The organism is Ornithinimicrobium panacihumi (assembly GCF_052073805.1).
In the GTDB taxonomy this organism is placed as follows: Bacteria; Actinomycetota; Actinomycetes; order Actinomycetales; family Dermatophilaceae; genus Ornithinicoccus; species Ornithinicoccus panacihumi.
On sequence record NZ_JBQGWG010000021.1, the window covers coordinates 30,153 to 56,136 of the forward strand.

The 25,984-nt window shown below is 69.5% G+C and carries 17 protein-coding genes, 1 pseudogene and 1 other annotated feature; of the genes and pseudogenes, 11 read left to right on the forward strand and 7 right to left on the reverse strand.

Annotation, left to right across the window (positions count from 1 at the left end):
• Positions 1-19 precede the first annotated feature (19 nt).
• Together ACTMMA_RS15110 and ACTMMA_RS15115 are read right to left on the reverse strand one after the other, a co-directional pair.
• A pseudogene (locus ACTMMA_RS15110) lies at positions 20-1,421 on the reverse strand (IS1380 family transposase).
• Positions 1,422-2,219: 798 nt separating this feature from the next.
• On the reverse strand, positions 2,220-2,555 hold the full coding sequence (locus tag ACTMMA_RS15115; RefSeq protein ID WP_441190951.1) for a winged helix-turn-helix transcriptional regulator: 336 nt from the start codon (positions 2,553-2,555) through the stop codon (positions 2,220-2,222).
• An 88-nt stretch (positions 2,556-2,643) separates the two neighbouring features.
• Here ACTMMA_RS15115 and ACTMMA_RS15120 point away from each other — a divergent pair, with 88 nt between their 5' ends.
• The gene (locus ACTMMA_RS15120) at positions 2,644-3,066 is read left to right on the forward strand and encodes a DoxX family protein (RefSeq protein WP_441190952.1); all 423 of its coding nucleotides are present in this window, start codon (positions 2,644-2,646) and stop codon (positions 3,064-3,066) included.
• A 144-nt stretch (positions 3,067-3,210) separates the two neighbouring features.
• A complete protein-coding gene (locus tag ACTMMA_RS15125; RefSeq protein WP_441190964.1) occupies positions 3,211-3,510 on the forward strand; it encodes a hypothetical protein in 300 nt (99 codons plus the stop codon).
• On the opposite strand, the gene ACTMMA_RS15130 is transcribed toward ACTMMA_RS15125, so the two are convergent.
• Positions 3,462-5,828: an MMPL family transporter gene (locus tag ACTMMA_RS15130; protein ID WP_441190953.1), complete on the reverse strand. Its 2,367-nt coding sequence runs from the start codon at positions 5,826-5,828 to the stop codon at positions 3,462-3,464. The genes ACTMMA_RS15125 and ACTMMA_RS15130 overlap by 49 nt on opposite strands.
• A gap of 33 nt (positions 5,829-5,861) precedes the next feature.
• A complete protein-coding gene (locus ACTMMA_RS15135; protein ID WP_441190954.1) occupies positions 5,862-6,470 on the reverse strand; it encodes a TetR/AcrR family transcriptional regulator in 609 nt (202 codons plus the stop codon).
• A gap of 112 nt (positions 6,471-6,582) precedes the next feature.
• Between ACTMMA_RS15135 and ACTMMA_RS15140 the strand changes: the two genes are divergently transcribed.
• On the forward strand, positions 6,583-7,041 hold the full coding sequence (locus ACTMMA_RS15140; RefSeq protein ID WP_441190955.1) for a transposase: 459 nt from the start codon (positions 6,583-6,585) through the stop codon (positions 7,039-7,041).
• A 285-nt stretch (positions 7,042-7,326) separates the two neighbouring features.
• Here ACTMMA_RS15140 and ACTMMA_RS15145 read toward each other — a convergent pair whose 3' ends face one another.
• A complete protein-coding gene (locus tag ACTMMA_RS15145) occupies positions 7,327-7,848 on the reverse strand; it encodes a hypothetical protein (protein ID WP_010149313.1) in 522 nt (173 codons plus the stop codon).
• A 133-nt stretch (positions 7,849-7,981) separates the two neighbouring features.
• Positions 7,982-13,711: a MobF family relaxase gene (gene mobF, locus ACTMMA_RS15150; protein ID WP_441190956.1), complete on the reverse strand. Its 5,730-nt coding sequence runs from the start codon at positions 13,709-13,711 to the stop codon at positions 7,982-7,984.
• A gap of 363 nt (positions 13,712-14,074) precedes the next feature.
• On the opposite strand from mobF, the gene ACTMMA_RS15155 reads away from it, so the two are divergent.
• From ACTMMA_RS15155 to ACTMMA_RS15175, 5 genes are all read left to right on the forward strand, one after another.
• On the forward strand, positions 14,075-14,521 hold the full coding sequence (locus ACTMMA_RS15155; RefSeq protein ID WP_441190957.1) for a hypothetical protein: 447 nt from the start codon (positions 14,075-14,077) through the stop codon (positions 14,519-14,521).
• Positions 14,522-15,155: 634 nt separating this feature from the next.
• Complete coding sequence (locus ACTMMA_RS15160) at positions 15,156-16,748, forward strand: class I SAM-dependent DNA methyltransferase (protein ID WP_441190958.1); 1,593 nt, start codon at positions 15,156-15,158, stop codon at positions 16,746-16,748.
• 10 nt (positions 16,749-16,758) lie between these two features.
• Positions 16,759-17,901 (forward strand): restriction endonuclease subunit S, encoded by a 1,143-nt coding sequence (locus tag ACTMMA_RS15165; RefSeq protein ID WP_441190965.1) that lies wholly within the window; start codon positions 16,759-16,761, stop codon positions 17,899-17,901.
• The gene (locus ACTMMA_RS15170; RefSeq protein ID WP_441190959.1) at positions 17,901-21,080 is read left to right on the forward strand and encodes a type I restriction endonuclease subunit R; all 3,180 of its coding nucleotides are present in this window, start codon (positions 17,901-17,903) and stop codon (positions 21,078-21,080) included. The genes ACTMMA_RS15165 and ACTMMA_RS15170 overlap by 1 nt, the downstream gene beginning before the upstream one ends.
• Before the next feature lie 153 nt (positions 21,081-21,233).
• Positions 21,234-21,701 carry a zinc-ribbon domain-containing protein gene (locus tag ACTMMA_RS15175; RefSeq protein WP_441190960.1) on the forward strand — a complete coding sequence of 156 codons (468 nt, stop codon included), beginning with the start codon at positions 21,234-21,236 and terminating at the stop codon, positions 21,699-21,701.
• Positions 21,702-22,727: 1,026 nt separating this feature from the next.
• Here ACTMMA_RS15175 and ACTMMA_RS15180 read toward each other — a convergent pair.
• Entirely contained in the window at positions 22,728-23,657 is a 930-nt protein-coding gene (locus ACTMMA_RS15180; RefSeq protein ID WP_441190961.1) for a hypothetical protein, read from the reverse strand.
• Between the two features lie 256 nt (positions 23,658-23,913).
• Here ACTMMA_RS15180 and ACTMMA_RS15185 point away from each other — a divergent pair, with 256 nt between their 5' ends.
• The 3 genes from ACTMMA_RS15185 (at position 23,914) to ACTMMA_RS15195 (ending at position 25,957) form a co-directional block, all read left to right on the forward strand.
• A complete protein-coding gene (locus ACTMMA_RS15185; protein WP_441190962.1) occupies positions 23,914-24,255 on the forward strand; it encodes a hypothetical protein in 342 nt (113 codons plus the stop codon).
• Positions 24,252-24,623 (forward strand): hypothetical protein, encoded by a 372-nt coding sequence (locus ACTMMA_RS15190; RefSeq protein ID WP_441190963.1) that lies wholly within the window; start codon positions 24,252-24,254, stop codon positions 24,621-24,623. The genes ACTMMA_RS15185 and ACTMMA_RS15190 overlap by 4 nt, the downstream gene beginning before the upstream one ends.
• Before the next feature lie 51 nt (positions 24,624-24,674).
• Positions 24,675-25,957 (forward strand): IS3 family transposase gene (locus tag ACTMMA_RS15195; protein WP_441189664.1). Its coding sequence is split into 2 segments (ribosomal slippage): positions 24,675-24,948 and positions 24,948-25,957, totalling 1,284 coding nucleotides; the frame shifts between segments, so codons are not numbered across the junction.
• Positions 24,944-25,078, forward strand: a sequence feature (AL1L pseudoknot). It overlaps the preceding gene by 135 nt.
• Positions 25,958-25,984: the final 27 nt, after the last annotated feature.

Sequence of the window (25,984 nt, forward strand, 5' to 3'; positions counted from 1 at the left end):
TGCCGTCGCCGGCTGGGGGTCAGGTCGTGGCCGGAAGGGGTGGTCCGCAGACGGTGGCGAACAGTCGCTCCCACGCTTGCTGCCAGGGCCAGTTCGTGGCGGGGTGCAGGCGTAGCCTGCGGGCCGAGGACGCGGTGCGGGCCGTCACGGTGACCAGGGTCCGGCGGGGCGTCGCGGTGGTCGCCCGGGCCAGCTGGGGCCCGGTCAGCGTGGCCGCGGCGCGGGAGGTTGAACGCGAACACCGCGAGCACGAGCCTGGCGGCGTTGGCGGCGAACTTGCCGGAGGGCAGGTGTGCCAGGGCGGAGTTCTTCAGGTCGGCGTGGACGTTCTCGGTGACCGCGTGAGCGCCGTGGGTCTTGTCCGCCCCGACGGTGTCCAGGACGCCCGGGTCGGTGGTGGTGAAGAACGCGTGGAAGCGCCAGGTGTCGAACAGCGGGTCCTGGCCATCACCGTTCTTGGGGTTCAGTCGGGGATGTGGCGCACGACCAGGCGGCCGGGCACGTGGCGGGAGCGGGCCTGGGCGGTGAACGCGGTGAACGGGATCTCGGCGACCTCGGCCCGGGAGATCCAGGCCCCGGTGGCTTCGTCCCGGATGGCGTCGGTGTACTCGATCGGCGTCCACTCGTCCTGGTCGATGGTGGCGATCGCGGCCCGGACGTCGCTGCTCAGGCGGACGGTGACCGAGACGTCCGCGCCGGCGCGGACGGCGGCACCCATGGTGGGGTGGCCGTAGAACGCCGAGTCAGCGCGCACCAGCACCGGCCGGCTGGCCCGGGTGCTGCGCATCCTGGCCACCGTCGCCAGGGCGTCGGTGACCACCCGGCTCGCCCCGCGCGGGGAGCCGACCGAGCCCTTGCGCAGCCGCTGAGCCAGGATCACCGGGGCTTCCTGCTCGGTCGTCACGGTCGCCAGCAGCGCGTTCAACCCACGCACCCGGGCGTAGCCGAACCCGGCGCCCTGCTTGGCATACCCGTGCACCTCGATGATCGTGTCGTCGACGTCCACCACCGCGTACTCGTCCAGGCCCTTGACCACCGGGGTGGCGTGGGCCAGGTTGATCAGCACCCCGGGAGGCCACGGCATCCAGCTGGCGGACGTGGCCGAAGGTGAACGCCCGCAGGGAACAAACCCAGCGTCGAGGGGGCGTAACAGGCGGAGAAACCTTCTTCATCGCGCCGTGACGCAGCAGCGCCATGTCATCGATGCTGTCCGCGCCGGTGACCATGCCGCCCACCAGCGCGCACACCTTCGCTCCTGCGTTGGCGCCCTTGTCGGTCGGCACGCTCATCCGCTGCTGCGCCAGCTCACCCAGCCCGGCCCGCTCGGCCAGCGCGATCACCGGCACCAGCCCCGCGGCCGACACCAAGTTCGGGTCATCGAACAGCGCGGAGTCGGCCGCGAACCTGTGAGAGAGTTTCATCCCAGAGATGCCCTTCCGGGGTGGCAGTTTGGAACCGTCCCAAGTCCCAATCTCCCAGCACGGCTGGGCATCTCCTCGTTAAGGCACGCTCACAAGCCCCAGGTCATTGGTGGATCGAGGCTTAGTGGACAGCGGCGTTGACCTCCCCGCGCGCCACGTCGCCGCACAAGCGTTGGGGCACCAGTCGGGCAGGACCCGGGCGGCGCCCACGGCCAGGTCGTCCCCGGGCCCGGCGTGCTCGAGCAGCAACGGCAGGGTCAGGTCGTGCTTGCCGTAGCGGAGCAGGTTCTCCACGACGCCCTTGGAGGCGGGGTCCGCCGCCTCGCAGAAGTCCGGCTTTAGCCGGACGTAGTTGCCCGGTGAGCACTATCGGTTGGCGACCGCGCCACCCTTCAAGCACGCCCATCCGATCGGCTAGCACCACCAGGGAGGAGCCGCCGAGGAGTTCGAAGCACTTGGCGAGCATCCCACCGTCCCGGCCTCCCATCGGCAGCGAGGCTGACGAACCGGCACGACCCTGATCTTCTTCTCCGCCGTGATCACAGGTGTTCGTCCTCTGGGTGATCTCCTGACAGGATTATGCCGCTCATGCCCTCATAACGGCCGGTGAAGAAGTCTGGAACGCGACACGCCTTCCGTCGGCCTACCGGACCCGGGCTATCTGACCGGTGTGGCCTTTCCCGTGGTTGTCAGGGCTGCTTGCACCCTCACCTGACGTTGTCGTGCACCAATCTGGAGGACTCCACTTCGACGCAACACGTAGACGCCCGGAGCGCGTTCGCCGTCGCGACGACTGTGTCAGGCCGGTGACTCCTCGGTTTCGGTGTCGGTCCAGCGGCGGTTCCAGCGGTCGATAGCGAGGAAGACGTGCTCGAGGTCGCGCCCCATGTCGGTCAGCTCATAACGCGGGCAGCCGTCCTTGAGCCGGTGGGTGACCACACCGGACCGGCACAGCTCCTCGAGCCGCTGGCTGAGCAGACGCGAGGACAGGTGCGGGACCATGTCGAGCAGGTCGGAGAAGCGGACCGGACCGTCGAACATCGGCCGCAGGATCGAGGCCGTCCAGCGACGCCCCAGGAACTCGATCGACTCCTGGAACCTGGGGCAGTGCCTGGCGTCCAACTCTTCGCTCACCACCATCACAGGATTGCACCACTAACGACACAGGCTGTACGTTATGTATGGTAACTACCTTTGGTAATCGACTGGGAGAGGGGTCGTCATGGAGTGGCTAGTGCTGGTTGGGCGGCTGCTGTTCGCCGTTCTGTTCCTGGGCAGCGGGGCGGGGCACCTCACCCAGACTCAGATGATGGCCGGGTACGCCCAGAGCAAGGGTGTGCCGTGGGCCCGCGCTTCGGTCCTCGGCAGCGGCGTGCTGATCGTGGTGGGTGCGCTGATGGTGCTGCTGGGTGTGTGGGCAGACCTCGGCGCGCTTCTGCTGGTGGTCTTTCTGGTTCCGACCGCGGTCTTGATGCACGGCTTCTGGGGCATCACCGACCCACAGAGCAGGCAGATGGAGCAGACGCAGTTCCTCAAGGACCTCGCTTTGGCCGGTGCGGCACTGATGCTGTTCGCGTTCTTCGCCACCAGCCCCGACCTTGGGCTGACCCTCACCGACCCGCTCTTCGACGGTCTGTTCGACTGATTCTTTGCACGGCCCTGCCGAAGCGGCCGGGGCCACGCCCGCGCACCACCGTGCCCGATCCGCATACCCAGCTCGACCAGCAGCGCTGGCCCGAGCGCGCGGGAGCAGCTGGCGGCCGCGCTGTTCGTCCTCCCTGGTGCGGCGATCAGAGCCGGCTGGGCAGATCTGCACCCCATCATCGCCGGGCTCGGTCTGATCCCGGACGCCATCGTCATGCTCTACGCGCCGCGCGACGAGAACGATCTCGGCGTGGTGGCCGACCCGGCGCCCGTCCCGAAGCAGTCTGGAGACACTCACCGGACTCGGGCCGACCTCCGCAGGTCGCCGAAGGAGCCGCGTCCTCACCCCCGCCTGGCGTTGGCCACAGGGCGCCGTGCCGGGCCGCGGGTGGCCGTCTACCGCATCCCAACCGCCTCGGGACGGGACGTCTCCTCGCTGTCCTGACGTCGGGCGAGCATCTGGAGAAGGCGGTCGCCCTCGACGTCGAGGTCGGGCAGGATCCGGTCCAGCCATCGCGGCAGCCACCAGGCCTTGTCGCCGAACAGCGCCATCAGCGCCGGGGTCAGCGTGATCCGCACCAGGAATGCGTCGATGAGGATGCCGATCGCGAGCGCGAAGCCGATCTGCTTGATCATCACGTCGTGGGTGAAGATGAAGCCGGCGAACACAGACACCATGATCACCGCGGCCGCGACGACCACTCGGCTGGCCTGGTCGAAGCCGTGCACCACGCTGGCCTTGCCGTGGTAGCCGTGCACGTAGGACTCCCGCATCGAGGAGACCAGGAACACCTGGTAGTCCATCGCTAGCCCGTACAAGATGCCGGTGACGATGACCGGGATGAAGCTCATCAACGGCCCGCCGGTGTCGATGCCCACCAGCCACCCGAGCCAGCCCCAGGAGAACACCGCGGTGGTCACTCCGAAGGTGGCCAGGATGCTGAGCAGGAACCCGACGGTTGCCTGGACGGGAACGACGATGGACCGGAAGACCACCAGCAGGATCAGCAGCGACAGGCCGACGATGACGGCCAGGTAGACAGGTACGACCTCGGCGAGTCGGTCGGACATGTCGATGCCGATCGCGGTGAAGCCGGTGACACCCACCACGACGTCGTACTCCTGAGCGATGGCCGAGGTCGGAGCCCTAAGCGCCTGAACGAGGTCGGCGGTGGCGTCGTCGTCGGGTCCGGAGGTGGGAATGACGCTGAGCACGGCCATCGCGCCGTCCTGGCTGGTGCCGACCGGCATCGCGGCCACGATGTCGTCGCGTTGCTGCATGTGCTGGGTGACGGCGCCGAGGGTCTGCGGATCGACCGCAGTGCCGTCGGCGGACTCGACGGTCACGAGCAGCGGACCGTTGAAGCCCTCGCCGAAGCCACGGGTGACGGCTTCGTAGCTCTGTCGGGCAGCGGTGTCGGTGTTGGCGGTCGCGCCGCTTGGCAGGCCCAGGTTCATGCTTGTCGCGGGGATCGCCGCGAGGCCGAGGACGGCGACGACGCCGAGGATCACCGGCCAGCGGAACCGCACCACGGCCTTGACCCAATGGTCCGCGACACTATGTGTTTGCTCCTCCCGCCGGGTGTTGCCCTTCTGTCGGGCCTTGGCCGAGACGATCCGCTCGCCGATGAGTCCGAGGAGGGCCGGCAGCAGGGTCAGCGCGATGAGAACGGCGAGCAGCACAGTGCTCGCCGCCACCAGGGCCATCGTGGTCAGCATGGAGATCCCGATGACGGTGAGCGCGACCAATGCCACTATCACGGTCAGGCCGGCGAAGAGCACCGCGCTGCCGGCGGTCCCGACCGCTCGTCCGGTGGCCTCGCGGGCCGCCAGGCCACGGTCGATGATCAGCCGCCTTTGCCGGTTGACCACGAACAGCGCGTAGTCGATGCCCACGGCCAGGCCGATCATGAGCGCCAGCACCGGGGTGGCATTGTTCATCTCCACCAACGTCGACAGCGCGAACGCCGTCCCGACGCCCACGCCCACGCCCACCAGCGCGGTGACCAACGGCAGCCCGGCAGCGACCAGCGAGCCGAGTGTCAGCACCAGAACCACCGCCGCGACACCCAGTCCGACGACCTCCGCCGCACCGACCGGGATCTCGATGGCCTTCAGCGACTCGCTGGGCAGCACCCGCAGGCCAGTACCCTCCTCCTCGGCGCTCTCGACCACCTCGAGCACCGCGGAGACCTCCTCGGCGGTCAAAGACGTGGAAGGGACCGTGAACTGGAACTGGAACAGCGCCACCGGTGCCTGCGTGGAGACCAGCACACCCGGGACCGGGGTGCCGTCGACCATCAGCGGCTGGTACGGCGGCGGCTCTGCACCCGGCTGGGGAGGCGTCGGCGGGGCCTCCGCCACCGGGGACCCCGGCTCGGTGGCGGGCTGAGCCGGGCCGGGAGCGGCCGGCTGCCCCTGGGCCGCGATCAGGTCGGCGGGGTTGACGACCTGCTCCAGGTCATAGACCTCCTGCACCGTTCCCGCGATCACGGCCATCCGCTCCGGGGTGTCCAACCGCTGGCCGTCGGGCACGGTGAAGACCACGCTGGCCTGGCCGCCCGAGGCCTCCGGAAGCTCCTCGACGACTCGGTCCAGGACCTGCTGGGCCTCGGTGTTGTCGATCTTCATCTCCGAGGTGACCTTCACCCCGTTGACCGCCAGGGCAACCACCACCGCGGCGAGCACCAGCACCCAGCCGATGATGAACGGCCAAGGGCGGCCGTAGGCCCCTCGGCCGAGGCGGTACAGGAACGTGGACATGCGGTTCTCCTAAGAAAGTAGCGGGCGCGCGGGTTAGAAGCCGGTACGAAGGTGCTTGAAGGCGACGTCGAGGAACTCGTCGAACTCCATCGACCCCCGGCGGCGCGTCGCCGTGTCCCCGGGCAGGCGGACGTCGACCAGTCCCTCCAGCGCCGAGGAGACCATGCCGTAGAGTGCACCGAAGAGCAGGGAGACGTAGGTCGGCGGGTACCGATCGGAGGCCACCAAGAGCAGCCGCTGCTCAGCCTCCAGCCGCATCCGGTGCTGGACGTTGTGGACGTACGGTTCCAGCGACGGGAACTCCCTGGAGAGCCTGATGACCTCACGCATCCGTGAGAGGGTCTCAGTGGTCAGCTGCAGCTGCAGTACGGCGTGGATCGCGTCGAGCAGCGAGACGTCACCCGGCACGTCCTTCAGCGCCTCTGCGGCCGCCTCCATGCCGGAGTACGCCACCGAGGCGACCGCCGCCTCCTTGCAGGCGTAGTGGTTGGCGAACGTGCGGCGTGAGTACCCTGCCCGCTCCACCACGTCCTCGATCAGGAAACCGTCCAGGCCACGTGTCTTCGCCAGCTCGAACGCGGCCTCGGCCAGCGCCTGCGCCGTCGCCTCACGCTTGATCTCACGCAGCCCGGGTCGTGTCACGCACCAAGCATGTCAGGTGATTGCCCAAACGGCAAAATGACCCAACGGGCAACCAGGGCCGCCGAGCCCACAGGGACGGGCCCCCACCCAGCAGGTCGACCTGCAGGCTCAGATGGTCGCCGTCCTCGACGAGCTCGGATTGACCGTCCTGGTCACCACCGTCCCCGGCCTGTCTGCGGTCGGCGCCGCGGCGATCCTGGCCGAGACCGGCGACCTGTCCCGGTTCACCTCCGCAAGGGCGGTGGTCAAGCACGCCGGCCTCGCCCCGCGCGAGCGGATGTCCGGCACCTTCACCGGCAGAGCGAGGCTCACCGGCGCCGGCCGCCCTGGCCTGCGGACCGCCGCCTGGCGGGCGGTGTGGGGATGTCTGCAGACGAACAAGGTCTACGCCGCCCGCTACCGGCACCTGACCACCCGGGAGACCAACAGGCTGAAGCCGACCCAGGCGCAGACCATCATCGCCTCGGCGATCCTGCGCCAGCTGCACGCCGTGGTGGTCCACCGCCGGGCCTGGGACCCTGCCCTGGCCACCGGCACCACCAAGACCGAGGGGCCGCTCGTGGCCGCCTGACCCGAGCACGTCGCGCGAGGCGTTCGCGCGTCACCAGCAGGGCCGGGGCGAGCCTTCTGCGGCATTGAGAACCACCACCGGTATCACGACGGACATCAAGGGCCGCCCCGGCCCGTCGTCACCGAACCCGATCACACGCTGTTGAGCCACCAAGCTCCATTACCGCTATGCAGGGACGACGACGGGCCACACGGGCACCGGCCCCCTTGACGTACAACGCCTCACGCTGATGGTCGGACGCTACGCGTTCACAGCGGCATGAGCGGGTATCGCAGCCCAGGCGATCTATGACTCAGTGAGTGCCATGAGCAGCGGGCGAACGATGGCCTCGTACTGCCGACGATCGAACGTCAACGAGACGACGGGCTGCTCCTGCTCTGCCAGGTCGAGCGGCTCATAGTCGACCTGCCATGCGATATCGCGCCACTCGACCAGGGCCCGCGAGACCAGGAGCTCGGCGGTCAGCGCACGGCAGTTCAGATCGAAATCTGTACTGCAGACAAGCAGAGGAACCCGACCGTCGGACATGATCGTCCACTCTCGTTCCACCGGCTCACCGAGGATTGCGCGAAGGTAGTCGGCCTGGTACTCCCGCGCGGCGTACTCGTTCTCAATCGGCGTCACTTCCCCAGCGACATCACCAGTCGGCCACGCAACGACCTTACGCAGCGGAACGCCGTCCACCGTCCATTCGAGGTAAGGGAACTCCCGCGGGACAAACTTCCGGCGAAGCCAGCCAACCTTCTCCTCGACGTTCTCTACGACGACATCGGGCGCCGTGCCGAGCACGGAAATCGGGCGTTCCACGCTATGAGTCTCGCAGGTTGCGGCGACCGCTCATCGGCGGATCCGGTCTGTCACGAGCCTCTCGAAGCGCGCCCTCGCCGTGCTGAACGCCCGCAGCAGCGCGCCGAGCTTTGAACCACTGGGGCATCGGGGGTCATCGTCCGGGACCGGCGGGACGGCGACAAGGCATGTTGGCGGCGGCCCGCTCGGTCTCTGGACGTGCAGGCCTTGCGGGTGCCGCGTCCCTTGGCCGGGGCGTGCTGTCCGTGGGTGGAGCGATAACGGCGAGGCGGTAGCGCAGCGCCTGCGCAGGGCGGGCTGAGACCAACGGCTCGTCGGTGACGCTGGCCCGGGCCAAGGCCTGGACGTCGTGGCCTTCGTCGTGCAGGTGTTGCATGACGTTGGCCAGGGCCGGCCAGTCCTCCTGGGCGGTGAGGCGGGCGTCGAGCCGGTCGGCGAGGGGAGCCCAGTGCTGTTCGGGTGCCTGCCGGGCGGCCGCTTCGAGCCGGACACGCACGTCGCGGGCGTTGTCGAGCTGTCGGGTGGCGACCGCGTGGGGGTCGTCGTGCCAGGCGCGGACGGCCTGGTGCAGGGCCCGGCGGGTGGTCTCGTCGTCTATGTCGAGCTGGTCGGCGATCTCGGTGCAGGTGCGGTCCCAGCTGGACGGGTCGGCGGTGGCCAGTACCCGGGCCGCCGGCTCGAGCGCCTTGTCGACGGGCAGGTTGGTCAGCCGCTCCTCCAGCAGGACCTCGGCCAGGGGGGAGGAGCCCAGGATCGCGTTGGTGACAGCGTCGGCGCCCTGGTTGTGGAGCATGGCTGCGGGGTCGGTGCCCTCGGGCAGGGGCGTGTGGAAGGTGGGGACCTTGTGCTGGGCGAGGAGCCAGTGGGCACGTTCGGCGGCCATGCGACCGGCCAGATCGGCGTCGGTGGCCACGATGACCGGGCCGCCGAGCTGGGCCAGCTGCGCGGCCTGGTCATCGGTGAGTGCGGTGCCCAGCGGAGCGAGGCCGACGTACATACCTCTGGTGGCGAGGGTGATGGCGTGGGCGTCCATCGGGCCCTCGACGAGCACCGGTGTGGCCCCGGTCGCCAGGAGGTTGGCGTCGGCGCCGTAGAGCTGGTGGCCCTTGGAGAACAGGGGCGTGGTGGGGGTGTTGAGGTACTTGGGACCGGCGTGCGGGGTGTCATCGGTGATGGAGGGGTTGCGGCGGCCGACGAACCCGAGCACCTGCCCGTTGGTGTCGGTGATGGGGAAGACGGCGCGGTCGCGGAACCGGTCGATGAGGCGGCCGTCCTTGGTGGTGGTGGCCAGCCCGGTGGTCTGCAGCTCGGTGTCGGTGACGCCCTGGACGCGAAGGTGGTCGGCCAGCCGGGTCCACCCGGGCGGGGCGTACCCGGGGCGCACGTTCGGGTGGCCGGCGACGTCCTGGCCGAACCGGTCGGTTAGGTAGGCGCGTGCCCAGCCACCGGCGGTCAGCTGCTGCTCGTAGTAGTGCAGCGCCATCGCGTTGACCTGCGCCAGCCGCTGCACCGGGACGGGTGAATCCTGCGCCTGCACCGCGCGGTCGTAGGCCCGCTGCAGGTCGGCTTCGGTCGGGTCCAGCGGCCCCATGAGCCGGCGGTACTGCGCCGCCAGGGCAAGCCCGGCGTTCACCTGTGCGAGGTTGAGGTCGTCGTCCCGGTCCGTCTGGTCGGTGGCGGGGGAGGCGGTGAGCGTGTCGAGGTAGTCGCGGTACTCGGCGTCGGTGGCCTGCACCGAGAGCGGGTGCGGGTCGACGGCGGTCTCGCCCGGCCCGGGCTCGTCGGCCTGGGGCCCGACGTCGCGGTGCAGGTGGGTCGGGTCGTCCAGGAGGGTGCTGATGGTCCAGGTCATGGCCGCGGCGTTGTCGACATCGGCGCCGGGTGCGGGGGCGGTGGCAGCGAGGTCGTCCAGGGACCAGCCGCGCTGCAGGGCGTGGTCGACGGTGGTGACCAGCGCCGGCCACCAGGTGCTGGTCTGCATCGCCTGGGCCCGGTGCTCCCCGAGCGTGCTGGTCAGGGTCGGCACCCACGCGGTGGACAGGAGCTGGCCGGGCCCGGCGGTGGTGTCCACGGCCGGGGCCAGGTGCTGCGCGACGCGCCACCACAGCGCGGCCGCGGCGTGGTCGTCCGGCAGGGCCCGGGTGCCGGCTGCGTCGCGGACCAGGGCAGCGGCGTCGATCCCGGCCCGGGTGGCGGCGGCCAGGCGCTCGGCCAGGACCGGGGCGAAGGCGTCCTTGACCGCCCCCGGCGCGACCTCGGACAGCAACGGACCCCACTCGGCCAGGGCGGGGGAGCGGTCGCCCTGGATCTGGGACCGGAGCTGGCGTTGGTAGGTCGCTGCGGCCTTGGAGGCGTGGGCCGGGCCGGTGGGGCGCAGGTCGGTGGCCTCGACCTGGTTGGCGGCCCGCCAGACGGCGACAGCTGCGAGCACCTCATCGGCCGGGCGAGCAGTTCCTTGTGCCGCCCACTCGGGGGTGGGCGCGGTGACCGCGTGTTCGGCGACCTCGGTGGCGAGGTCGGTGACGCGCTGGGCGCGGGCGGCCAGGTAGGGCCCCCAGGTCGGGTCGCTGCCCAGGGTGGTGGCGGGGATGCCGGGGATCCACGGCAGCGGCCCGGTGGCGGTGTTGCGCATCCCAGTGTCGTCCAGGCGCCAGTCGAGCACGGCGGCGGGGTCGGCGGCGGTGTCGACCTCCCGCGCGGTGACCGCGCCGGTCAGCACCTGGACCGGGTCGCCTCCACCGGCGGCGATGAGGGTCAGGTGCGCCCGCAGGGTCGGCCACGCCGGCGCGCCGGTCATGCCGGGGACGAGACGGTTGGCGGCCTCGTCGAGGCGCCGGAGGCGCTCGGTGCCGACCGTGGCGGCCGCAGCGGTGTAGAGCGCGTCGACGTACCGGGCGGTGGCCTGGCCGAGCAGGACGGCTGGGTCGTCGGCCTCGCGCACCAGGGTGGAGGCCGAGGCCGGTGCCTCGTCCCGGGCCAGGATGGCCTCGAGCAGGTCGGTGGCGGTGCGCGGGCTGACCGTGTCCGGCTTGGCAGCGTCGTGCTCGTCGCCGGTGCCGACGACCTCCAGGTAGACGTGGTTGGCGTCCCGTCCGCGGGTCATCATCGTGTACAGCTGTTGGCGAGACTCCTGGCCGGTGGCCAGGCCGTGGGTGACGTCGACCGACACCCCCTGGGCGGTGTGCACGGTGGAGGCGTACCCGAGCTCGACGTTGGCCGCGACGTAGTCGGCCGGTAGGGCGATCTTGCGGGCGGTGCGGGTGTGCTGCAGGACCAGGGCGCCGGCGTCGTCGGTGTCGAGCACGGTCCACCGGTCACCGTTCTTGACCCAGTCGGTGGGTGCGGTCTGCAGGCGGCGGTCGTTGCGACGGGTGATGACGGTGTCCCCGACCGAGGCGTGGTTGCCGTCGGACAGGGCGACCTCGTCGGCGGGCCGGGGTGCTCCCTCCAGGCGGTGGTCGCGGGCCCGCTGGTTGAGCTCGGCGACCAGCTCCCGGGTGGGGGCGAGCATGATCGCGTCCTTGCCGCGGGCCCGGTCGGCGGACCAGGCACCGAAGACGTCCTCGGTCATGGTGGCCAGGTCACCGACGTGCACCCGCCCGGCGTCGAGGTAGAACCCCAGCGCGGAGGGGCGACCGTCGCGCAGCTCCAGGGAGGCGCCGCCCTCGGCGACCCCGGTGAAGCGCATCAGCTCGGTCAGGTGCAGGGCACCGTGGGTGGCGCGGATGTCGCGAAGCACCCCGCCGGCGCCGACCGCGGCCAGCTGCTGGTCATCCCCGACCAGCCGCACCGAGGCGCCCCGGGAGGTGATGAACTCCACCGCCTTGTCCAGGGACAGGGTGTCCACCATCCCGGCCTCGTCGATGACCACCAGGGCCCGTTCGTCGATGTCCCTGGCCCAGGGTGGCAAGTGCTCGGGGTCGTGCTCCAGGTGCCAGACCAGCTTGGCCAGGGTGTCGGCCTGGGTGTCGGCGTTGTCCCGCAGTACGGCTGCGGCCGCGGCGGACGGGGCGAGCCCGACGACGGTCCCGCCGGAGGACTCCCAGGCCCGGGCCAGGGCACGCATGGCGGTGGTCTTGCCCGACCCTGCGGGAGCGATCGCCAGCTGAAGCCGCGCCCCCGAGGTCGCCATGCCCTTGACCAGCGCGGCCTGCCCGGCGTTGAGGTGTACCCCGTTGGCGACCGACTCCAGCAGGGCCACGTCAACGTCCTGCTCGCAGGCGCGGCGCCCGTCCGTGACTCCTGCTGCGGTGACCAGCCGTTGCTCGGCCTGCAGGACCGCGGTGGAGGTGAACAACTGTGACCCGGCGACGGTGTAGACGCTGGCCCCGTCGGCCCGGCGCAGCGGTTCCGGTTCGACGATGGGATCGGCCTTGGCCGAGTTCATCGCCTTGCTGCGTGCCAGCGCTGCCTGCGTGAGTTGCTCGACCAGGTCCTCGACCCGCTCCAGTGGGACGTCTGCGGCGCGGACGCGCCGCTGGGCCTCGGCGCGGACGTGCCACACCTGCCAGGTGGACCGGGACCCTTGCACGGTGTCGACCACGCGCGCTGCGGTCCGCTCCACCCACGCCTCGTCGACCCGCTCGCCGAGCCCGTGGGTGCGGGCACCGGACAGGGCCGTGTCCACCATCGAGGCCAGGCCGTCCTGGTCACCGAGGACGGCCAGGGCTTCGGCCCGCCATGTCTGCCGCTGCTCGGCCTCGGAGCGGGGTTCGTGCTTGGCGTCGCGGGTTTCCAGGGTGGCCTGCTGCGCCAGCTGGATGGATTCCACCGGGGTGGGCGGTCGACCGTGCTGTGCCTGGAACGCCTGCGCCAGCTCGCTGCGCCGCGCCTGGATGCTGGCACGCCGGGTCGACCACGCCTGGTTGAGCCGGTCGTCGACACCGACGATCTCGCGCACCGGCCGCTTGCGGGCCTCCGGCCCTGTGGTCGGGGTCCTGGGGGCGAAGGTGAGGCCCAGTGGGCGCAGGTGCTTCTCCAGGGCCGTGTTGTACGCCTCGGAGGCGGAGACGGTCGCCTTGTGCAGCAGCCGGCTGTCCAGGGAGAGCCACCGCCCGTCAGCCACGGTCTGCACCTTGTTCGCCACGGCGACGTGGGTGTGCAGGTCCGGGTCCCCGGCCCGGGAGTCGCGGTGGGTGAACGCCGCGGCGACCAGACCGCGCACGTCCACCTGCTGCACGCCGTCCTTACCGGTCCGGGTGAACAGGGCGTGCTTCTCGATGTAGCCCAGGGCGTCCCGGACCGCAGCCTGGTGCGCGGCCTCGATCTGCAGGGCCAGGGGACGGTCGGCCACCGCCCACAGCGTGGAGACCGACTTCACCGGGGAGAACGTCAGGTCGAACCCGGCCACGGCGGTGGTCCGCGGCCGGGACTGCTTGGCGATGAGCCCGGCCAGCTCCCGCTCGTCGAACGGGTCGCGGCCGTGCTCGGCGCGGAACATCTCCAGGGCGACCTGGGTGCGGATGCTCGCGCGTTCCTCCACGGAGATCGGGTGGTCCACCGGCAGCCCGAGAGCCTTGTTGTGCTTCTCGAACCGGCGCGCCACCTCGATGCGGAACGGGGTCACGTCGTCGCGGCCGCCGTACACCCGGAACGGACGGCCCAGGCTCTGCCCGGACTCATCACCCAGCGGGTGCTCCCCGGTGCCGAATAGGCGGGTCATGTGCTCGGCGGTGACCTCCTCGCCGGCGGCCAGGCCGGCGATCCCGGCCATGCCGGCGCCGACCCACACGCCGGGAGCCTCGCCCTTGGCGGTGTAGTAGCTGCCCAGCCCGCTGTGGCCGACCTCGGTGGCGTCCTGCCGGGCGACCTGCCGGGTCAGGTAGTCATAGCCCGACCCGGCGGTCAGCCGGTGGATCGTCATCGCCATACCTATACAAAGCGGAGATCCGAGGCTCAGGGACTCATTTCCGGGCAACTTTCTGGTCACGATCTGGCAGAGACGCGACCCCGGAACGGCGGTCCCGCCAGACGGGACTGGTCACGGTCGGTCCGGGAATGCCAGAGGTGTGTGGGACATGAGCGGTGCGGTTTCAGTCAGGCTCAGCGTCGTTCTCGATCATGCTCAGGGTCCGTTTGGGTCGGGCTCGGTGTCGGTGTCGGTGCGGGGTGGGGCTCGGCGCTGCTGGTCTGAGGGTGATTGGTCGGGGGTGAGTCCCTGGGCGGGGGTGGTCCGCTTTAGGTGGTGTCCGGAGGTTCTTTGTAGATCGAGGAAAGGTGCACTGTGATGCAGAAGCAGACGGTGAGGCAGCTGGCGCGGGCGCGTGCTCGGGAGGCTCGGGCGAAGGTGGTCCAGGAGCAGGCGAAGCGGGAGCGGCGGCTGGCGAAGTGGGGCGAGGCGGTGGCCGTGGCGCTGGCTGAGCGGGACGCGGTGGTGAGCGACTGCGAGCAGCGAGCAGGGCGGGCGCTGCGGTCGTTGATCGAGGAGGAGGGGCTGAGCACGCAGGAGGCGTTGGTGTGGTGCGGGGGTGGCACGCTGAAGGGACGGGAGGTCTACCGGCTCATCCGGGGCGTGGTCGACGAGGACGAAGGCGGCACCGGCGATGATGCGGATCAGGGCGAGGAGCAGGGCGGCGCCGCTGGGGCTGGTGAGGACCAGGGCGATGAGCGGGGCGAGGGGCCGCCCGATGTTGCGCCAGCCTCGACGTGGGGGGGTGAGAGCATGCCGGGGTGAGTGCGCGGCGGTTGTCGGCGTCCGAGCTGGCGGGGGTGGCGGCGGCGCTGGGCTTCCTGGGCACGGTGAACCGTTGGCGGGAGAAGGTCATGCGCGTCGAAGGTTTGGAGCGCTGGTGGTGGACGGGCCCGATCAGTGGGCGCGGGCACGGGCGGTTCTGCTTCGCGCCGGGGCGCGTCATCATCTCGCACCTGGTTCGCCTTCAGGCTGGAGCAAGGGGGCCGCAGGTGCTAGACCGGCAGTGAGACCTGCAGCCTTACGCCTCGAAGGATCTTTGCACAAGGACGCCTCGCGCGCTGCTGCCGGTGCGGGGCATGACCTGCGGGTAGTTCCGTCGGGGGAGGGTTGATTGAGTCTGCGTGCTGGGGCCCACCTCCGACTACACGTGGCCGGAAGCCGTGCCCCAGGTAACGCAAAGAGGCCGGTGGCACGCGCTCGAGCACGGCTGCAGCCCGGTGAGACGGTGGTGAGACCACGCTAGCTCCCCGCAGGTCAGGACGCCGGCGATCGGAGATGGTGTCCGATGCACCCAGTGCGGCCAGTTGGATGGTTGGCCACGGGTGTTGGCGGCTCTGTCGGGCGTGTCAGGCAAGATGAGTCGGACACCGAGGGGAAGGAAACCATGCCTCCGAAGATGAAGGCGCAACCGAAGAGCCTGGAAGTGACGCTGTGGGAAGCCGCAACGGCGCTGCGGTCATCCATGGACGCGGCCGAGTACAAGCACGTCGTCCTCGGTCTGATCTTCCTCAAGTACGTCTCGGACACGTTCGTGGTCCGCCAGGAGCAGCTCAAGCGGCTCGTCGACGACCCCGGCTCCGAGTACTTCATGCCCACGCCTGAGGCCAAGCGGTCCGTCCTCGAGGACCGTGACGAGTACACCGCCGAGGGAGTCTTCTGGATCCCCGAGGGTCACCGGTGGGAGGACCTGCGCAAGGCCGGTAAGCAGGCCGACATCGGCACGCGCATCGACAAGGCCATGGAGGCCATCGAGCGGGAGAACCCCTCGCTCAAGGGCGTCCTGCCGAAGAACTACACCCGCCAGGAGCTGAACGCCGAGATGCTCGGCGGGCTCATCGACGTCTTCTCCCGACAGGACCTCGCTGCCGAGGAGCACAAGGACCTGGACGTGCTCGGCCGGGTCTACGAGTACTTCCTCGGCAAGTTCGCCGGCGGTGAGGGCAAGCGCGGCGGACAGTACTACACCCCCCGATCCGTGGTTTCCCTCCTGGTGGAGATGCTCCAGCCGTACCACGGCCGCGTCTACGACCCCGCGTGCGGCTCCGGCGGCATGTTCGTGCAGGCCGACAAGTTCGTCCGCGCCCACGGCGGCGTCCACGCCGACATCTCCGTCTACGGGCAGGAGAGCGTCCCGACCACGTGGCGCCTGGCGAAGATGAACCTGGCCCTGCGCGGCATCGAGGCCAACCTCGGCCCGGAGTGGGGCGACTCCTTCCACGCCGACAAGCACCCCGACCTGCGAGCCGACTACGTCATCGCCAACCCACCGTTCAACCAGGACGACTGGAAGGGCGAACTGCTGCGCAACGACCCCCGCTGGAAGTACGGCACCCCGCCGGCCGGCAACGCCAACTTCGCCTGGATCCAGCACATGCTGCACCACCTCGCGCCGACCGGGACGATGGCGACCGTCCTGGCCAACGGGTCGCTGTCCAGCCAGCAGGCCGGCGAGGGTGAGATCCGGCGTAGCATGGTGGAAGCGGACCTCGTCGAGTGCATCGTCGCCCTCCCGCCGCAGCTGTTCTTCGGCACCCAGATCCCCGTCTGCCTGTGGTTCCTCACCAAGAACAAGGCCGGCATCCCCAACGGCACCAGGACCCGCAACCGCAAGGGCGAGACCCTCTTCATCGACGCCCGCCAGGTCGGGCACATGGAGACCCGCACCGTCCGCGCGTTCAGCGAGGACGACGTTCTGCGGATCGCCGACACCTACCACTCCTGGCGCGGCTCCGAGACCAGCGCAGGCCAGACCTACGAGGACGTCCCCGGGTTCTGCAGGGCGGTCCGCACCGACGAGATCGAGGAGCACGACTTCGTCCTGACCCCGGGCCGGTACGTCGGCTCGGAGGCCATCGAGGACGACGGGGAGCCCCTCGGCGAGAAGATCACCCGCCTCACCACCGAGATTCGTGACGGCTTCGAGAGGCGCAGCGAGCTGCAGGCGCGGGTGCTGATGGCGCTGGACTCGCTGGTGGTGAACGGTGAGTGAGCGACGTGTGGTGCGGCTCGGAGATGTCGTGGATCTGCTGACCGGCCACCCCTTCAAGAGCGCGGGCTTCAGCACCGACCCTGACGACATTCCCCTCCTGCGTGGCGACAACGTGGCGCAAAGGTACGTCCGCTGGGACGGAGTGAAGCGGTGGCCCAGCGAGCTCGCCGAGGAGCTTGAGAGATACCGTTTGAGGGCTGGTGACGTCGTACTTGCCATGGATCGCCCATGGATCGAGGCCGGCCTCAAGGTGGCCGACGTCCGAGCAGACGGGGCGGGAGCCCTCCTGGTTCAGCGGGTGGCCCGACTGCGTGGTTCGCAGATGATCGATCAGGGCTATCTGAAGTGGGCGTTGTACTCCCCGGAGTTCACCTCGCATGTCCTTTCGGTGCAGACCGGTTCGACCGTGCCCCACATCAGTCCTGCGCAGATTCGCGAGTTTCTTGTACACCTTCCTCCCCTCGACGAGCAGCGCCGCATCGCCGCGGTCCTCGGCGCGTTCGACGACCTGATCGAGACGAACCGTGCGCTCACGGCGTCGCTCGAACTTCAAGCGCGGCAGGCCGCCTCCAAAGCCCCCTCGCTCGTGGAGCTGTCGTCCGTCGCGCGGGTGGCCGAGACTCGCCAACTGAAGCCGAGCGGGCTTGTCGAGCACTACTCACTTCCTGCTTTCGACAACGGGGCGACCCCTGAGTACGTGGATGGCACTCTGATTCAAAGCAACAAGCTGACGGTCCGCGAGCCCTCCGTACTGGTGTCGCGCCTCAACCCGAGATGGGAGCGGTGCTGGCTGGCCTTCCCGGGGGAGAACGCTGTCGCGTCCACAGAGTTCGTCCCATTGCTTGGCCTGGGCGTTCAGATCGAGGAACTGTGGGCCGTGACCTCGGCTCCCGCCTACTGGAGCCAGATGCGTGAGCGGGTGACGGGAACGACTGGCAGTCATCAGCGTGTCGACAAGTCTGCCTTGCTGGACCTGCTGGTGCCGGACGTGCGTCGACTTCCGGAGCCGGTCCGCAGTGGGATCACTGCGTTGGTGCGTACGGCGTCACAGATGCGGAGTGAGATTGCTGACCTGACCCGCACACGTGACGAGCTGCTGCCGCTGCTGATGTCTGGTCGGGTTCGTGTCGAGGGCGTGGAGGGGATGGTCTGATGGCGATCGTGACCGAGGACGGGTTGGAGTGGTGGGTCCTGGAGATCTTGGCCGAGCTGGGCTGGGCGACGGTCCATGGACCGGATATCGCGCCGGGCGAGGTCGCGGCGGAGCGGTCGGACTACCGTGAGGTCATCCTGGAGCGACGGCTGGAGGCCTTGGTCGCCCGTCTGAACCCTGACCTGCCGGCGGACGCGGTGGCTGACGTCGTGGCGACGGTGCGGCGGGCGGAGTCTCCGGCGGTCGAGTCGGAGAACTGGCGTGCCTACCGCTTTCTGATCGAGGGCGTCCCGGTCGAGTTCCACGGCCCTGACGGGTCGTTGCGCTCGGCCCGGGCGCGGCTGGTCGACTGGGACGACCCGGGCAACAACGACCTGACCGCGGTGAACCAGTTCAGCGTCGAGGGCCCGAAGAAGACCCGCCGGCCGGACGTGCTGCTGTTCGTGAACGGGTTGCCGATGGCCCTGTTCGAGCTGAAGCGGCCGGGCCAGCAGTACGCCACGGTCAGCGGTGCGTTCAACCAGGTGCAGACGTACCGCAGCCAGATCCCTGACGTGTTCAAGTGGAACCAGGTCACGGTCGTCTCCGACGGGACCGAGGCGATGGCAGGGTCGTTCTCCGCCCCGTGGAACCACTGGGCCGACTGGAAGACGATCGACGGGGTCACCCGCGAACCCCACAATGCCGACGGGCACCGCATCCCGCCGGTCGAGGTACTCACCCGGGGCATGTTCGAGCCGGCCATCTTCTTCGACCTGTGCCGCAACTTCGTCGCCACGTTCGGCGAGGGCGTCGACACCCGCAAGGCCGTGGCGAAGTACCACCAGTACTGGGCGGTGAACAAGGCGGTCGACTCCACCCTGGAGGCGGTGGAGACCGACGGCAAGATCGGTGTCGTCTGGCACACCCAGGGGTCGGGCAAGTCGCTGGAGATGGCCTACTACACTGGAAAGGTCATGCGGCACCCCGGCATGGAGAACCCGACCATGGTGGTGCTCACGGACCGCAACGACCTGGACGACCAGCTGCTGGACGACACGTTCGCCTCGTCCAAGCCTGGCTCGCCGCTGCCGGAGCAGCCTGTGCAGGCCGACTCGCGGGCGCACCTGAAGGAGCTGCTGACCGGCCGCGAGTCCGGTGGCATCATCTTCACCACGATCCAGAAGTTCGGGCTGACCAGGGAGGACAAGGAGGCCGGGCGCAAGTACCCGACCCTGTCCGAGCGCACCAACGTTGTCGTCATGGTCGACGAGGCGCACCGGTCCAACTACGACCTGATCGACGGGTTCGCGCGCAACGTCCGCGACGCCCTGCCGAACGCGTCGTTCATCGGGTTCACCGGCACTCCCATCGACGAGAAGGACCGGTCCACGGCCGAGATTTTCGGGGAGTACGTCGACGTCTACGACATGACCCAGGCCATCGAGGACGGGGTCACCGTCAAGGTCTACTACGAGGGTCGTCTGGCGAAGGTCGAGCTGCCGGCAGAGGCCCGTAAGGAGATCGACGAGGAGTTCGAGGACGCGACCGTCGGGTCCGAGGAGGAGATCGCCGAGACCCTGAAGACGAAGTTCTCCCGCGTCGAGGCCATCGTCGGGTCCGAGAAGCGGCTCAAGCAGCTCGCCGCCGACATCGTGGACCACTGGGACGCCCGCAAGGAGACCCTGGCCGGCAAGGGCATGATCGTCACGCTGTCGCGCCGGATCGCGGTCGACCTCTACAACGAGATCATCGCCCTGCGCCCGGACTGGCACAGTGACGAGGACTCCGAGGGTGTCGTCAAGGTGGTCATCACCGGGGACGCGACCGACCCGGCACGGTTCCAGCCGCACATCCGCAACAACGAGCAGCGCCGGGCGTTGAAGGCGCGGGCGTCGGACCCGGACGACCCGTTGGAGCTGGTGATCGTGCGGGACATGTGGCTCACCGGCTTCGACTCCCCGCCGATGCACACCATGTACGTCGACAAGCCGATGCGCTCCGCCGGGCTGATGCAGGCCATCACCCGGGTGAACCGGACGTTCAAGGACAAGCCGTCCGGTCTGGTCGTGGACTACATCGGCATCGCGGAGGACCTCAAGTCCGCGCTGGCGACCTACACCGACCGGGACAAGAAGGGTCGGGCTATCGGCGAGGATGTCCGCAAGACCGCCATCCCGGAGATGCTCGCCGAGCACAGTGTCGTCTCCGACCTGCTGCACGGCGTGGACTGGGTCACCATCCTGGGCAGCGGGGAGGCCAAGGCGTTCGTCTACGCGGTGACGGCGACGGTGGACCACCTCCTGGAGGCCCACCGCGAGCACGAGGACGCCTCCGAGGGTGGTGAGGGGGAGTTCGACGGGGACGGCGAGAAGACACCCAGCCCCAAGAAGCGGTTTATGGCCCACGCCAGCCGTCTCAAGCGGCTCTTCACCCTGGTCCCCACCTCCGACGAGGCGACGGCGATCCGCGACGACGTGGAGTTCTTCGACGCCGTCCGTCAGGCCATCGCCAAGATCGAGGCCGCCGACCGCAGGCCCGGCGAGGACGCCGAGCTGGACACCGCCGTGCGGCAGATCGTCAGCCAGCACGTCTCCGGCGGCGGCGTGATCGACATCTTCGCCGAGGCCGGCCTGGCGCGACCCGACATCTCGCTCATCGACGACGACTTCCGGAAGAAGTTCGAGGAGTCGGACCAGAAGAACCTGCAGCTGGAGGCCGTCAAGCGGCTCATCCAGAACGAGGTGCGGGTCATCGGCAGACGCAACGTCGTCGCTGGCAAGAAGTTCTCCGAGATGCTCACGGCGGCGCTCAACCGGTACCAGAACCGCTCTATCACCGCGGCCCAGGTGATGTCCGAGATCGTCGAGCTGGCCAAGCAGATGAAGCAGCAGCGCGAGCGAGGGCAGCACACCGGTCTCACTGAGAGCGAGATCGCCTTCTACGACGCCCTCGCAGACAACGAGTCCGCCAAGGCAGTCATGGCCGATGAGACGATGCAGCAGATCGCGCACGAGCTGGCCGAGATCGTGCGCCGGGACGCCAAGACCGACTGGAACGTTAAGGAGACCGTCCGCGCCAAGCTTCGGACCAGGATCAAGCGGCTCCTGCTCAAGCATGGTTACCCGCCGGATAAGGAGCCGGCAGCCACCGAGCTGATCATCCACCAGGCCGAGGTCCTGGCTGAGGCTGGGGAGTGAACAGAAGGACTGGGACACGAAGCGTTACGGCCACCTACACGTTCCCTTTGCCCGCCGTCGAGAACACAGATGCATGCCAGGGGCCGAGATGGGTGAGGCCGACGGTAGGGTTGCCCAACGACGTCGAGAAGCCGCTGTAGGGGGATCACGACGATGCCCAACCGTTCAACACAGCCCACCGTGGCGACGGTGCCCCTTCTGTTGCAGGAGTGGTCGCCGCTGAACGATCTGAGGCCGGACGAGGTGACGCTCGGATCAGCCAGACGGGTCATGTGGGTGTGCTCGGTGTGCTCACGACACTGGCAGGCTATGGTTTCCAACCGGCACTACCGCGGGTCGGGGTGTCCAAGCTGCGCGCAGGCGGCCAGGCGTCGTCCCAGGAGTGATCTGAGCGCGCTGCAGGTCGCGCCCCGACTGGCCGCGGAGTGGGTGCCCGAGCTCAATCCCGGTATCGACCTCACCTGGTATGCGCCCCACTCCAAGACCCTGGTGGTCTGGCGCTGCCCTGACTGCGGCCATCAGTGGACCAGCCGAATCGCCACCCGGGTGGCGAAACACACCGGCTGTCCCCGCTGCACCGCCGCCGCACGCCGGGGCCGACGTCGTGGTCGGCGGCGGTAAGCGCAGCCAAGCCCGGTCGTCGGGGCCGCCTGAGCGCCAGACGGCCCACTGGAAGTCGGCGAGGGAGCAATGTCCGCCTCGCACAAGAGTTCGATACCGTGGCGTCATGGCGGGCGGTATGTACGGCCGGCGCGGTCCTGGGGTTCCCCTGCGGGACCGCGGTCCAGGCATGCCCCTCTCTCCTGCTCCACTCTCATTGCCCCCTGTCCCGCGGGCACCCTCACGGACACGGCATGCTTGGGCGCGTCTCCAGCCGGGAGGGGACGAAGTAGAGGCGCTGGTGGTCAGCTGGCAGGGCACTCCTGATGGGTGGGTGGCCTGGGTGGTCTGCGCTGCCCAGGAGGATGAGGTGGTGACTGTGCTGCTGCCTGCCGCGCAGCTGCGGCCGGCCCTCTGAATCGGTTGTCTGCTGCGGGTGAGTCCCTGAGCTGATCTGGGCCGCTTTGGGGAGTAGGGAGTCCGGGCCTGTGGCCGGACACCCCTGACCCAGGAGGTGGCCATGATCTGCGAACCGTGTAGGCCTGTCCATGAGTCGGCGGACTGCATCGACTCCAAGGCGGGGCGGCAGTACCCGTGGAGGCACTGCGCCTGTCAGCACCGGGCTCGTGCCGAAACGACCGCTACCGCCGCCGAGGCTGAGTCGCAGGAGCGTCCAACTGAGGAGCGATGAGCAGAGATTCCCTCAGGACGTTCGCGTCGCGGGGTGGGCGGGAGACTTCGCGGCTCTGGCTGCCCCGTCGAGTCCTGGTCTCGGCGCGCACGTGGGGTCCCGGCGCTGCAGGACGGGCTCGCCCGTGCCTCCCGACGGCTCGAGGACGTCGACTGGCCCAGCGGGGCGGTCAGTGGCCACCGGGTCGAGGACCGGCGGGCTTTGCTTCGGGAGGTCGCCGATCAGTGTGAGGTTGCGGCCGCGCAGGGTTTGGACACGCCCGGCGGGGCGCCAGGAGGCGCAGGCGCGCCAGGTGAAGGAGAAGTGGGCCAAGGAGGGCACGGACGGAGTGCGGCACAACGCAGGAAGCACCAGTCTCAGCGGTCCGTCGTACTGAGCACTGCCCGCGCCACCGGCGGCCCGTCCCCGACGACTCGGTGCCGGTGCTGCAGTTGGGGGTGTCGTAGCCGCACGGCGCGGTCCCGGGTGTGGTCGTCGGTGTAGGTCCCGTCCAGCAGGTCGGCGTAGACCCCGGCCAGGTGGTGCTGCAGGAGGTACTGGTCACCGACCTGGGCGCGGGCACGGTCCCAGGACCGGATGGCCCACCACGTGGTGAGCGCCACGGCCAGGACGAAGGTGGAGACGTACATGGCAGGGTCCTCGGTGGTCCCCAGCCAGATCCCCACGCCGGCGTGGATGACCAGGCACGCCACCATCACCCGGTGGCTCAGGAAGGTCGCGGCGATGCCCCACATGATGGCGATCCACGTGATCCAGACCTTCCACGGGGCCAGCATGACCATCGCGGCCGGGTCGTGACGGGTCAGCCCGGAGCGCATCACTCCCATTTCGTGCGTGATGACCGCCGCTGCCTGCTGCGGTCCCAGCTGTCCTGACCAGAGTGCGTCGATCATGCCTCTGCTCACCACGACGGTCCGCCGGCCGAGCGCGGTGACGTCCACCTGCTGGCCGGGACCCACCAGCAGCGCCATCTGCTGCGGTGGGACGCCGTGTCGCAGCAGGACCTCGGCCACCGGCGCCAACGTGTGCCGCTGGTGCAGCCGGGGTGCCCGGGCACGCAGGAAGACGCGCGCCAGCCATCTCTCCCCAGCCTCGGTGTCGGCAGCCGCGGCCAGCACGGTCACGGCCAGCAGGGTCAGGGCCGCGGGGCCGTACCGGCCCAGCTGACGGACCGGGCCGTACCAGCCCAGCGCCAGCTCACCGATGACCAACCACATCGGGGCACTCATCAGCATCGGCACGACCAGGGCTCTGGCCCGTGCCCGCCTCGCCCTGCGCACGGTCATCGCTCCACCTCCACCTGACCCACCACTGCTGTGACGTCCAGCGACTTTCGGGTTGGTGAGTCCCAGGCCTTCCGTTCCCCGCTTTAGGGGTCATGAACAGCGTGCCCGCTACCACCGACAGGCCACAGGACTTGTCCACAGGCCGACCTGGCGGCCCCGTTGTCCACAGGCGAGGCGGGGCCGGCCACACCCCCTCCTGGACGACGTAGCCATGAACCGAACACCCCGCACGAGATCACCGAAGGAGATCACTGCCATGCCCGACACGACACCCGAAGCCGCCCGCGTCCTGGTGCGCATGCACCAGCTGCTGTCGCAGGCCGGGGACGAGGCCGACCGGCGGGCCCGCCGAAGCCGTGACCTGGACACGGTGGCGCTGGCCAACAACCTGACCTACGCCAAAGACCAGGTCTTCCACCTGGTGCCTGCACCGTGTCGAGGCGCGCTCCTGGACCGACCGGAGCCTGACGGGGCCGAGCCTGTCGACCTGGCCCGTCGGGCCGAGGAGCTCAGCCGGACCGAACCGGTCCACGACTTTCCCCCGGGCGTCGCGTCCGTCGTTCAGCTCCTCATCGACACGGTGCGGGAGTTCTCATGAGCCGGCGCCGCCAGCCCTCGATCTACCCACCCAGCGCCGGTGAGCTGATGGACCGGGCGAACATCCTGGCCCGCGACCTGCTGTACGAGGCACCCGAGCGGGACGGCCGGGCGATGCTCCGGGCCTGGGGTGAGGTCGTCGAAGGAGCCAGTGAGCTGTGGCACCAGCTTCCGCAACGCTCGGACCAGCCGGGCACCGGCCGGGACGTCATCGACCAGCTCGAACGCTCGGCCAGAACGCTGCACCGCTCAGCCGGCGGTGGCATCGATGTCGACCCCACCCTGCAGGAGATCGGCCAACTGTTCACCCAGGCGGCCGACCTGATCGCCCGCAGCGGCGTCATCGAGCGCCACGAGCCGCTGTGGTGAAGCGCCCCAGGTTTGATGCCGCTTCCTTTCGAGTCCGGAAGGATGCATGTCATGCCGAAGAAGATCGATCCCGAGCTGAAGGCTCGGGCTGTGCGGTTGGTGCTGGAGCACCGCAACGAGTACCCGACGATGACCGCGGCCGTGCTGGCGGTCTCCCGGCAGGAAGGAGTGGGCAAGGAATCGTTGCGGCGGTGGGTCGCCCAGGCCGAGATCGATGCCGGCGACCGGCCAGGGACCACCACGGCCGAGCAGGCGGAGATCAAGAAGCTGAAGGCCGAGAACCGGCGGCTGCGTGAGGACGTGGCCATCCTGAAGGCGGCCACGAGTTTCTTCGTGGGGGAGCTCGACCCCCGGAACCGATGATCATGGCGTTCATCGACGCCCAGCGCGCCCAGGGGCACGCGGTCGAGTCGATCTGCCGGGTCCTGCGCGAGCAGGGCCTGCAGGTCGCCGCGCGCACCTACCGGGCCTGGAAGAACAACTCCCGCCAGCCCTCGGCCCGCACGCACACCGATGCTCTGGTGATGGACCTGGTGCGCGACCTGGCCTGGACCACCAACACCCGCACCGGCGCCCGTCAGCTAGCCCCGGAAGGGCTGTACGGGCGACGCAAGATGACCGCGCTGGTCCGCCGCAGCGGCCTGCCCGACGCCTCGGCCGGGGCGGTCGACCGGGCGATGCGCGCCCTGGGCCTGTCCGGCCTCCGCCGCGACAAGGGCATCCGGACCACGATCCCCACCAAGGACGGGCGGCGCGCTGGCGACCTGTTGGATCGCGACTTCACCGCCACCTGCCCGAACCAGACCTGGGTGATGGACTTCACCTACGTCCGGGCCTGGACCGGGTGGGTGTACGTCGCGTTCGTCCTGGACGTCTTCGCCCAGCGGATCGTGGCCTGGCACGCTGCCACGACCAAGGAGGTCGACCTGGTGATGACCCCGCTGCGGATGGCGATCTGGCAGCGTGACCACGACGGGCACCCCGTCGCACCCGGCCTGATCTGCCACGCGGACGCCGGGTCGCAGTACACCTCGCTGCGATTCACCGAGCACCTGGCCCTGGAAGGCCTGCGACCCTCCATCGGCTCGGTCGGTGATGCGTTCGACAACGCCTTGATGGAGAGCGCCATCGGCCTGTACAAGACCGAGTGCATCCGCACCACCGTCTTCTGCGACGGGCCCTACAAGACCATCGCGGACGTCGAGTACGCCACCGCTGCCTGGGTCGACTGGTACAACCAGCGACGCCTCCACGGCAGCCTTGGCATGATGTCCCCAGTGGAGTACGAGAACGCCCACTACGCGACCCTCAACCGAGAGCCGCAACCCGTATAGGAGCGGCACAGAACCTGGGGCGCTTCA

Coding starts and splice junctions, on each gene's coding strand:
- ACTMMA_RS15190 (WP_441190963.1), top strand. CDS start 24,252: ATGAGCCGGCGCCGCCAGCCCTCGATCTACCCACCCAGCGCCGGTGAG.
- ACTMMA_RS15180 (WP_441190961.1), bottom strand. CDS start 23,657: ATGACCGTGCGCAGGGCGAGGCGGGCACGGGCCAGAGCCCTGGTCGTG.
- ACTMMA_RS15170 (WP_441190959.1), top strand. CDS start 17,901: ATGGCGATCGTGACCGAGGACGGGTTGGAGTGGTGGGTCCTGGAGATC.
- ACTMMA_RS15185 (WP_441190962.1), top strand. CDS start 23,914: ATGCCCGACACGACACCCGAAGCCGCCCGCGTCCTGGTGCGCATGCAC.
- ACTMMA_RS15130 (WP_441190953.1), bottom strand. CDS start 5,828: ATGTCCACGTTCCTGTACCGCCTCGGCCGAGGGGCCTACGGCCGCCCT.
- ACTMMA_RS15155 (WP_441190957.1), top strand. CDS start 14,075: ATGCAGAAGCAGACGGTGAGGCAGCTGGCGCGGGCGCGTGCTCGGGAG.
- ACTMMA_RS15175 (WP_441190960.1), top strand. CDS start 21,234: ATGCCCAACCGTTCAACACAGCCCACCGTGGCGACGGTGCCCCTTCTG.
- ACTMMA_RS15140 (WP_441190955.1), top strand. CDS start 6,583: ATGGTCGCCGTCCTCGACGAGCTCGGATTGACCGTCCTGGTCACCACC.
- mobF (WP_441190956.1), bottom strand. CDS start 13,711: ATGACGATCCACCGGCTGACCGCCGGGTCGGGCTATGACTACCTGACC.
- ACTMMA_RS15120 (WP_441190952.1), top strand. CDS start 2,644: ATGGAGTGGCTAGTGCTGGTTGGGCGGCTGCTGTTCGCCGTTCTGTTC.
- ACTMMA_RS15160 (WP_441190958.1), top strand. CDS start 15,156: ATGAAGGCGCAACCGAAGAGCCTGGAAGTGACGCTGTGGGAAGCCGCA.